The 9,577-nt window shown below is 71.7% G+C and carries 8 protein-coding genes; 4 read left to right on the top strand and 4 right to left on the bottom strand.

The genetic code is table 11. From position 1 onward, the window contains the following. The first annotated feature begins 21 nt into the window (after window positions 1-21). Both HF577_RS34960 and HF577_RS34955 read left to right on the top strand, forming a co-directional pair. Window positions 22-927, top strand: coding sequence for a RecB family exonuclease (locus HF577_RS34960; RefSeq protein ID WP_407692276.1), 906 nt, complete (start codon window positions 22-24; stop codon window positions 925-927). Window positions 928-972: 45 nt separating this feature from the next. Continuing rightward, window positions 973-1,779: a thioesterase family protein gene (locus HF577_RS34955; protein WP_312859582.1), complete on the top strand. Its 807-nt coding sequence runs from the start codon at window positions 973-975 to the stop codon at window positions 1,777-1,779. A gap of 9 nt (window positions 1,780-1,788) precedes the next feature. On the opposite strand, the gene hisG is transcribed toward HF577_RS34955, so the two are convergent. From hisG to metH, 4 genes are all read right to left on the bottom strand, one after another. Then, window positions 1,789-2,700 carry an ATP phosphoribosyltransferase gene (gene hisG / locus HF577_RS34950; RefSeq protein WP_169400282.1) on the bottom strand — a complete coding sequence of 304 codons (912 nt, stop codon included), beginning with the start codon at window positions 2,698-2,700 and terminating at the stop codon, window positions 1,789-1,791. A 30-nt stretch (window positions 2,701-2,730) separates the two neighbouring features. Then, window positions 2,731-2,994 (bottom strand): phosphoribosyl-ATP diphosphatase, encoded by a 264-nt coding sequence (locus HF577_RS34945; protein ID WP_169400281.1) that lies wholly within the window; start codon window positions 2,992-2,994, stop codon window positions 2,731-2,733. Between the two features lie 213 nt (window positions 2,995-3,207). Beyond that, window positions 3,208-3,915 carry an HAD family hydrolase gene (locus HF577_RS34940; protein ID WP_281359944.1) on the bottom strand — a complete coding sequence of 236 codons (708 nt, stop codon included), beginning with the start codon at window positions 3,913-3,915 and terminating at the stop codon, window positions 3,208-3,210. A gap of 7 nt (window positions 3,916-3,922) precedes the next feature. Then, on the bottom strand, window positions 3,923-7,456 hold the full coding sequence (metH, locus tag HF577_RS34935) for a methionine synthase (protein ID WP_169400283.1): 3,534 nt from the start codon (window positions 7,454-7,456) through the stop codon (window positions 3,923-3,925). Between the two features lie 117 nt (window positions 7,457-7,573). Here metH and HF577_RS34930 point away from each other — a divergent pair, with 117 nt between their 5' ends. Then, a complete protein-coding gene (locus tag HF577_RS34930; protein WP_169400279.1) occupies window positions 7,574-8,458 on the top strand; it encodes a PAC2 family protein in 885 nt (294 codons plus the stop codon). A gap of 104 nt (window positions 8,459-8,562) precedes the next feature. Then, window positions 8,563-9,577, top strand: a 1,015-nt coding sequence (locus HF577_RS34925) for an MFS transporter (RefSeq protein WP_169400278.1), incomplete at its 3' end; no start/stop codon positions are given.

Raw genomic sequence — 9,577 nt, 5'->3', positions numbered from 1 at the left:
ACCTTCGACGCCCCCACCCCCATCCCGGCCACCGACGACGCGGCCGAGGCCCCGGTGGCCGGTGGCGACTCCCCGGTGCGCCCGCGGCGCCGACCGGCGCTGTCCCCGTCACGGGCGGGTGACTTCAAGCAGTGCCCGCTGCTCTACCGGTTCCGGGCGATCGACCGGCTCCCGGAGCGGCCCAGCCGGGCGCAGATCCGCGGCACGCTCGTGCACGTCGTCCTGGAGCGGCTCTACGACCTGCCCGCCGCGCAACGGTCCCTCCCGGTGGCCCAGGAGCTCGTGGGGCCGGCCTGGGAGGAGCTGTGCGTGCAGGAGCCGGAGCTGGTGAACCAGCTCTTCGAGGGCCCCGAGGATCCGGAGCTGCCGTCCTGGCTCGCGTCCACCGGGCCGCTCCTGGAGGCGTACTTCCAGTTGGAGGACCCTCGCACACTGGAGCCCGAGGCGCGTGAGCTGCTCGTGGAGACGGAGCTGGAGTCCGGCCTGCTGCTGCGTGGCTACATCGACCGGCTCGACGTCGCACCCACCGGGCAGATGCGCGTGGTCGACTACAAGACCGGGCCGGCGCCCCGGCCGGTGGCCGAGGCGCGGGCGCTGTTCCAGATGAAGTTCTACGCACTGGCCCTGCTGCACCTGCGCGGTGTGGTGCCCGCCCAGCTCCGGCTGATGTACCTGGCCGACACCGAGTGGCTCACCTACGAGCCCGACGAGGTCGAGCTCCGTCGCTTCGAGCGCACGCTCGACGCCATCTGGGAGGCCATCCTCATCGCGGGCGAGTCCGGCGACTTCCGGCCCAACCCCAGCAGGCTCTGCGAGTGGTGCAGCCACAAGCCGCTCTGCCCGGCCTGGGACGGCACCCCGCCGGCCTACCCGGGCTGGCCCACCGACGTCAGCGCCGACGAGACCCCGATGGAACGCGCCGGCTGAGCACCGGCGCGCCGGGCACGATCCCCACCGGGGCATTCTCGGGGGGTGCCGGCAGATGTGCTTCCCCTCGAACCGTTCTACCTGCCCCTCGACGGCCCGGACGGCGAGCGGTTCCACGCCACCCTCTCCACCACGGGACCGTGGTTCGCCGACGCCCAACACGTCGGGCCGCCGGCGGCGCTGCTGGCACGCGCGCTCGAACGGAGCGGCACCGGGCCCGGCACGCAGCTGTCGCGGATCACCGTGGAGGTCCTCGGCCCGGTGCCGGCCGGGGAGGTGCAGGTCCGCGCGGGGGTGGAGCGCCCGGGACGATCGGTCGAGCTCCTCACCGCCGAGATGACAGCGGGCGGGCGGGCCGTGCTCAGGGCCCGTGCCTGGCGGCTCGCGGTCGGCGACACCCGGGCCGTGGCAGGTGGGGAGGTCGACCCGCTACCGCCGCCGGGGCAGGGCGTTCACCGTCCGGAGCGGCCGCCCGGCTGGCTCCCGGGCTTCCTCGACGCCGTGGAGTGGCACTGGCTGCAGGGGTGGTACGGCGAGCCGGGCCCCGGCACGACGTGGGGGCGGCTGCGCGTGCCCCTCGTCGAGGGCGAGGAGCCCAGCCCGCTGCAGCGGCTGCTCGTGATGGCCGACACCGGCAACGGCGCCGCCGCGCCACTGGACCTGCGGCACTGGCTATTCGTCAACACCGAGCTCACGGTGCACCTGCACCGGCCGCCGGTCGGCGAGTGGATGGCCGTGGCCGCCGCCACGGTGGTCGGACCGACAGGGATGGGCACGGTGTCCGGCCTGCTGTTCGACGAGCGGGGCCACACCGGACGCTCCACGCAGAGCGTGGTGGTGCGGCCCCGCTGAGCGCCGAACTCAGGCGGTGTGGCCGTTGAGGCCGGTGCCGTCCACCGCCCGGCAGGACCGGATCTCCGAGGTCAGGATCGCGCGCACGCCGAGCGAGGCCAGGTCGTCCATCACCTTGTTGGCGGACGTCCTGCGCACCATCGACCGGACGCCGTACCAGTTCGGCTGCGACAGCGGCGAGACCGTGGGCGCCTGCATGCCGGGCGTGATGCGCTTGGCCTCTTCGAGCACAGCGGCCGGGCAGTCGTAGTCGAGCATCAGGTACTGCCGTGCGTAGACGACCCCCTGCAGGCGCGCGGTGAACACCCCCTTGGCCGCCTTCACCTCGACGGTCTCCTCGCGGTCCGGGCGCGGCTCCCGCTCGATGAGCGTGGCCTGGGACTCCGCGATCGCCTTGCCGAACGGCTTGAGGCCGTGCTGGCGCAGCGTGCGCCCGGAGGAGACGACGTCGGCGATCGCGTCGGCCAGCCCCAGCTGGACCGAGATCTCCACGGCCCCGTCGAGCTTGATGATGTCGGCGCGGACGCGGCTGCGCGCCAGGTGAGCGCGGACCAGTCGGGGGTAGGACGTGGCGATCTTCTTGCCCTCGAGATCCTCGAGCGTCCACTCCCCGCCGTGCTCCGTGCGTTCCGGTGCGGCGAACCGGAACTTCGACGCGCCGAAGCCGAGCTCGATGACCCGCTTCACCTGGCTGCCCGACTCGTCCATGAGGTCAGCGCCCGTGATGCCCAGGTGCAGATCGCCGGACCCGACATAGGTGGCGATGTCCTTGGGACGCAGGTAGAAGAACTCGATCTCGTTCTCGTCGTCGAGCATGCTGAGGTCACGCGAGTCCGATCGCTGCCGATAACCGGCCTCACGCATCATCGTGGCGGCGGGCTCGGCCAACGTTCCCTTGTTGGGAAGTGCGACGCGGAGCATCAGAGGTCTCCTAGTGCCTTGCTGTGATTCTTACAGGAACTTGTAAACGTCCTCGAGCGAGATCTTGCGCCCGATCATGAGGACCTGGATGCGGTAGAGCAGCTGAGAGATCTCCTCGGCCAACGCGTCGTCGGCCTCGTGTTCGGCGGCCAGCCACACCTCGCCGGCCTCCTCGAGCAGTTTCTTGCCCTGCTCGTGCACGCCGGCATCGAGTGCGGCGACAGTGCCCGAGCCCTCCGCCCGAGTGGCGGCCTTCTCGGTCAGCTCGACGAACAAACCGTCGAAGGTCTTCACGTCGGGTTACTCCTCACAACATCAGTGTCATACGTCTGTGGGTTTCGACGCGAACGGCCGCACCGGGCCTGCTGCGCCCGGTACAGATGAAGCGCCGGATGGTTCGGTGAACGGTCGGTTCGCGCATTATGCGGGCGCCGAGCGGGTCGGCTAACGGCGCCCTTGTGAAGTTCAGCGGTCGAGTGTCAAGCGGTACCGTGCGCATGCGGTCCGCTAGGCCACGCGATCTGCGCGTACACGAGCGTAGGCGTCTCGCACGTCATCCGCCGTGAGTCCGGCCAGTGAGCGACGATGAACACGTCCTGGACCTGCCGGAACAGGCACCTCGCAGGGCACGACGAGCACGGCGGCACCCGCCGTCTCCGCCGCGGTGGCCCCCGTCGGCGAGTCCTCCACCGCCACGCACTCCTGCACCGGGACGCCGAGCAGCTCCGCCGCCCGCAGGTACGGGTCGGGCGCCGGTTTGCCGTGGGGCACCTCGTCCCCGCACACCGTGACGGTGAAGTGCTCGCGCCCGATCGTCTCCAGCGCCAGCTCGGTGAGCGCCCGCTCCGTGTTCGTGACGAGCGCAGTCGGCCAGCCCGCCGCGCGGACCATCCGCAACGCCTCGAGCGCACCGGGACGCCACTCCAGGCCGGCCGCGAACAGCTCGCCCGTGCGCTCGGTCATCCACTTCTCCGCCTGCGCCATCCGGACCGGATCGCGGTCGAGCCCCAGGTCCTCGAACATCAGCCCCAGCGTGCGTGCCATGTTCGACCCGATCATGTCCTCCCGCGCCTGCGAGCTCAGCTCCCCGCCGAGCCAGCGTGCCGTCTCCGCGAGCGAGATGCTCCAGACCTTCTCCGAGTCGACCAGCGTGCCGTCCATGTCCCACAGAACGGCCGCAGGGAGCTCCTCGGCATCGATGTTCGGACCCGACAAGCGATCCTCAGCCCGCATTGAAGTACTTCGCCTCCGGGTGGTGCGCCACCATCGCGTCGGTGGACTGCTCCGGATGCAGCTGCAGCTCCTCCGAGAGCTCCACGCCGATCCGTCCGGGCTGCAGCAGCTCCACGATCTTCGTGCGGTCTTCGAGGTTGGGGCAGGCGCCGTAGCCGAGCGAGTAGCGGGCGCCCCGGTAGCCGAGCTTGAAGAACTCCTCGACGTCGGCAGGGTCCTCCGCCGCCACGGCACCACCGGCCGGGAAGGTCAGCTCCTCCCGGATCCGCCGGTGCCAGTACTCGGCCAATGCCTCGGTGAGCTGGACGCCCAGGCCGTGGACCTCCAGGTAGTCGCGGTAGGCGTCCTTCGCGAACAGCTCGTTGGCGTAGTCGGCGATGGGCTGGCCCATCGTCACCAGGTGCAGCGGCAGCACGTCCACCTCGCCGCGCTCGACGGCCAGGGTGCGGGGCCGCCAGAAGTCGGCCAGGCACAGGTGCCGGTCGCGGCGCTGGCGCGGGAACTCCAGCCGGAACCGCTCCGCGGCGTCGGGACGGGGCTCGTCGAGCACCAGCAGCGCATCCTTCTCCGACACCGCCGGGAAGTACCCGTAGACGACGGCGGCGTGTGCGAGGACGCCCTCCGTGGAGAGCCGCTCCAGCCAGTACCGCAGCCGCGGGCGGCCCTCGGTCTCCACCAGCTCCTCGTAGCTCGGGCCCGAGCCGCTCTTCGTGCCCCGCAGGCCCCACTGGCCCAGGAACAGCGCGCGCTCGTCGACCATCCCCGAGTACTCGGCCAGCGAGATCCCCTTGACCACGCGCGTGCCCCAGAACGGCGGGGTGGGCAGCGGGTTGTCGACCGTGACGTCGGAGCGTTCCGGCTGCGGGCCCGCGACCTCGGCTTCTGCCGCCTTCCGCTTGGCCGCCACCCGCTGCGAACGTTCGTGGCGGGCCTTGCGCTCGGCCTGCTTGGCCTCTTCCTCCGGGTCGACCTCCGGCAGCTCGCCGCGCAGGCGAGCCATCGTCGCGTCCATCACCCGCAGGCCCTCGAAGGCGTCTCGGGCGTAGGTGACCCGGCCCTCGTACACGTCGGACAGGTCGTTCTCCACGTAGGAGCGCGTGAGCGCGGCGCCACCGAGCAGCACCGGGAGCTTCTTCGCGACCCCCCGGGAGTTCATCTCCTGGAGGTTCTCCTTCATGATCACCGTGGACTTGACCAGCAGCCCCGACATCCCGACGGCGTGCGCCCTGTGCTCCTCGGCAGCACTCAGGATCGTCGCGATGGGCTGCTTGATCCCCAGGTTGACCACGTTGTAGCCGTTGTTGGTGAGGATGATGTCCACGAGGTTCTTGCCGATGTCGTGGACGTCGCCCTTGACCGTGGCCAGCACGATCGTGCCCTTGCCGTCGCTGTCGGTCTTCTCCATGTGCGGCTCGAGGTAGGCCACGGCCGTCTTCATCACCTCGGCGCTGGCGAGCACGAACGGCAGCTGCATCTGACCGGAGCCGAACAGCTCACCGACGGTCTTCATGCCCGACAGCAGCGTGTCGTTGATGATCTCCAGTGCCGGACGAGACTCGAGCGCCTCGTCGAGGTCGGCCTCGAGGCCCTGGCGCTCCCCGTCGATGATGCGGCGCTCCAGCCGCTCGAACAGCGGCAGCCCGGCCAGCTCCTCGGCCCGGCCGGCCCTCGCCGACGAGGCCGTGACGCCCTCGAACAGCTCCATGAAGCGGTTGAGGGGGTCGTAGTCCTCCCGACGGCGGTCGTAGACGAGGTCGAGCGCCACCGACCGCTGCTCGTCGTCGATCTTGGCCATCGGGAGGATCTTCGCCGCCGAGACGATCGCGGTGTCCAGCCCGGCGTTGACGCACTCGTGCAGGAACACCGAGTTCAGGACCTGCCGCGCGGCCGCGTTGAGACCGAACGAGACGTTCGAGACACCCAGCGTGGTCTGCACGTCCGGGTAGCGGCGCTTCAGCTCCCGGATCGCCTCGATGGTCTCCAGCGCGTCCCGGCGCACCTCCTCCTGGCCCGTGGTGATCGGGAACGTCAGGGTGTCGACGACGATGTCCTCGACGTGCATGCCGTGGTTGGTGGTGAGGTCGCGGATGAGCCGGTCGGCCACCCGCACCTTCCACTCGGCGGTGCGGGCCTGACCCTCCTCGTCGATGCACAGCGCGACGACCGCGCAGCCGTGGGCGCGCACCAGCTCCATCGCCCGCTGGAAGCGGGAGCCGGGCCCGTCGCCGTCCTCGTAGTTGACCGAGTTGATGATCGAGCGGCCGCCGAGGCGCTCGAGTCCGGCGCGCAGGACCTCCGGCTCGGTCGAGTCGAGCATCACCGGCAGCGTGGAGGCGGTGGCGAGGCGTCCGGCCAGCTCGGCCATGTCGGCGACGCCGTCCCGTCCGACGTAGTCGACGCACAGGTCGATGAGGTGGGCGCCGTCGCGGGTCTGGTCGCGGGCGATCGCGACGCAGGCCTCCCAGTCCTCGGCGAGCATCGCCTCGCGGAACTTCTTGGAGCCGTTGGCGTTGGTGCGCTCGCCGATCATGAGCACCGACGTGTCCTGGCGGAAGGGCACGGAGGCGTACAGCGAGCTGACCCCCGGCTCCGGACGCGGGGTGCGCGCCGCCGGCGTCAGATGGCGGACCGCGTCGGACACGGCCCGCACGTGCTCGGGCGTGCTGCCGCAGCAGCCCCCGACCAGCCGCAGGCCGTAGTCGCGGACGAACGTGGAGAGCGCCTCGGCGAGCCCGTCGGGGTCGAGCGGGTACTCCGCGCCGTTGGGGCCGAGCACGGGCAGCCCGGCGTTCGGCATCACCGAGAGCGGGATGCGCGCGTGCTTGGACAGCGTGCGCAGGTGCTCGCTCATCTCGGCGGGGCCGGTGGAGCAGTTCAGGCCGATGAGGTCGATCCCCAGCGGCTCCAGCGCGGTGAGCGCGGCGCCGATCTCGGAACCGAGCAGCATCGTGCCCGTGGTCTCCATGGCCACCTGCGTGACGATGGGGATGCGGCGCCCCTCGTCGGCCATCGCCTGCTGCGCACCGAGCACGGCCGCCTTGACCTGCAGCAGGTCCTGGCAGGTCTCGATGACGATCGCGTCGGCGCCGCCGGCGACCAGGCCGCGGCCACATTCGGCGTAGGCGTCGCGCAGGGCGGCGAACGCCGCGTGGCCCAGCGTGGGCAGCTTCGTGCCCGGCCCCACCGAGCCCAGGACGTACCGGGGACGGTCGGGGGTGCTCATCTCGTCGGCGACTTCGCGGGCGAGGCGGGCGCCCTTCTCCGCGAGCTCGCGGATCCGGTGGGGGATGTCGTAGTCGGCGAGGTTGGGGAGGTTGGCCCCGAACGTGTTGGTCTCGACGGCGTCGGCGCCCGCTTCGAAGTACGCGCGGTGGATGCTCCGGACGACGTCGGGCCGGGTGTCGTTGAGCACCTCGTTGCAGCCCTCGAGGCCGTCGAAGTCGTCGAGCGTGAGGTCGGCGGCCTGCAGCATGGTGCCCATCGCACCGTCGGCGATCACCACCCGCTCCGACAGCGTGTCCATCAATGTGGTGTCGAAGGCAGGTGGTGGCTGGGTGCGGGTGTCGGGCTGCACACTGACACGGTAGCGGCCCGGGGGAGGCGGCCATCGCGCTGCGGCCTGCCGCCGTAGGCTGGGCAGATGACCGATCGCGAGCCGGAAACCGGAGCGGAGAACGAACTGCCCCGCCTCGTCGACCCGGTGATGATCGCCGCGTTCGAGGGTTGGAACGATGCCGGGGAGGCCGCCAGCACCGCACTGGAGCACCTTGAGCTGAGCTGGGACGCCGAGCCCCTGCTCTCGATCGATCCAGAGGAGTACTACGACTTCCAGGTCACGAGGCCGCACGTGCGGCACGCCGGGGGTGTCACCCGCAAGATCGAGTGGCAGACCACCCGGCTCTCGGTGGCCACCCTCCCGGGCACCGAGCGGCACGTCGTCCTCGTCAACGGGATCGAGCCCAACCTGCGCTGGCGGGCCTTCTGCGCCGAGCTCCTCGGCTACGTGGAGAAGCTCGGTGTGACGAAGGTCATCACCCTCGGCGCCCTGCTCACCGACACGCCGCACACGCGGCCCACCCCCGTCAGCGGGATCTCCTACGACGTGTCCTCCGCCGGCGAGCTCCAGGTGGAACCGTCGAGCTACCAGGGACCCACCGGGATCGTGGGCGTGTTCCAGAACGCGTGCGTCGAGGCGGGCATCCCCGCGGTGTCGTTCTGGGCCGCCGTCCCGCACTACGTGTCGCAGGCCCGCGTGCCCAAGGCCGCCGTCGCGCTGCTGCACCGCGTCGAGGAGCTGCTCGACGTCGAGGTGCCGCTGGGCGGCCTCCCGGAGCAGGCCGAGGAGTGGGAGCGCACGGTGTCGGAGATGGCCGAGGCCGACGACGAGGTGCGCGAGTACGTCCGCCAGCTCGAGGAGCAGGCCGAGGCCGACGCCGACGTGCTCCCCGAGGCCGACGGTGACGCCATCGCCGCCGACTTCGAGCGCTACCTGCGCCGGCGCGGCACCGGGGGCTCGGGCAACTGACGAAGGCGCGCTCCCCGGGCGCGCCCCCTCGCGAGGCCCTGGCCAGGGCCGGGCTCTACGCGGGAGCGCTCCTGGGCCCTTTCGGTGGTGGCATCACCGTCGCCATGTTGCCGGAGCTGGGCGCGTCGTTCGACGTCTCGCCCGCCACCGCGTCGTTGTCGATCACCGCCTACACGGCGCCCTTCGCCGCCGTGATGCTCGTGTCGGGCACGTTCGGTGAGCGCTGGGGCCGGCGCCGCACCGTCGTCGTCGCTTACCTGGTGTACCTGCTCGCCTCGGTGGCCTGCCTGCTCGCCACGACGCTGCCGCTGTTCCTCGCGGCCCGTGCGCTGCAGGGAGCCGCCAACGCGTTCACCACTCCCCTGCTGCTGGCCGCGGTGGCCGCCGCGGCGCCCCCGCAGCGGCTCGGCCGCGTGCTCGGCTGGTTCGGTTCCATGCAGGCGGCGGGCCAGACCACGGCGCCACTGGTCGGCGGGCTCGCTGCCGAGGTCGACTGGCGGTTCGCGTTCGCAGGCGTCGCGGCGGTGGCCGCGGTGCTGGCCGCCACCGGCATCCCCGCAGAGGGAGCCGCCGCGCCCGCGGCCCAGCGCCCCTCCCTGCGCACCGCCTGGCAGCCCGTGGTCCTGCGCGCCGGCCTCGTGGCGGCGGTCGGATGGGGCTGCCTCGCCGGGCTGAACTTCCTCGTCGCACTCCGGCTGGAGGAGGAGTTCGGCGTCGGCTCCGGGACGAGGGGGCTGCTGCTCACCGGGCTCGGGGTGGTCGGGCTGCTCACCGCCCGGCTCGTCGGCGGCGGCGTCGACCGGATCGGCGCCCGGCGCAGCGTCCTGCTCGGAGCCGCCATCGGCGTGCTCGTCGTCCTCGGGGTCGGTCTGGCGCCGGTGGTGTGGCTGGTCGGCGTCATCTGGGCGCTCGGCGGGGTGGCCACCCAGCTCGTCCTCGTCGGCGTCAACGCGATGGTGCTCGGATCCGTCGCCCAGAACCCGGGGGGCGCCATGTCCGTGGTGCAGGCGGTGCGGTTCAGCGGTGCCGCACTGAGCCCGGTGGCGATCACGCCCGTCTACCACGCCGAGCCGGTGGCGGGCTTCGTCCTGCCGGCCGTCCTGCTCGCGGTGGGGGTGC

Origin of the sequence: Pseudonocardia xinjiangensis, from assembly GCF_012911925.1 — a bacterium.
Classification (GTDB): domain Bacteria; phylum Actinomycetota; class Actinomycetes; order Mycobacteriales; family Pseudonocardiaceae; genus Pseudonocardia; species Pseudonocardia xinjiangensis.
The sequence above is the reverse complement of the archived record's forward strand: the minus strand, read 5'-3'. Positions and strand labels throughout refer to the sequence as shown.

Bases quoted from the DNA above. Each gene is read 5' to 3' on its own strand.
- hisG (WP_169400282.1), bottom strand. From the start codon at position 2,700: ATGCTCCGCGTCGCACTTCCCAACAAGGGAACGTTGGCCGAGCCCGCC.
- metH (WP_169400283.1), bottom strand. From the start codon at position 7,456: ATGGACACGCTGTCGGAGCGGGTGGTGATCGCCGACGGTGCGATGGGC.
- HF577_RS34930 (WP_169400279.1), top strand. From the start codon at position 7,574: ATGACCGATCGCGAGCCGGAAACCGGAGCGGAGAACGAACTGCCCCGC.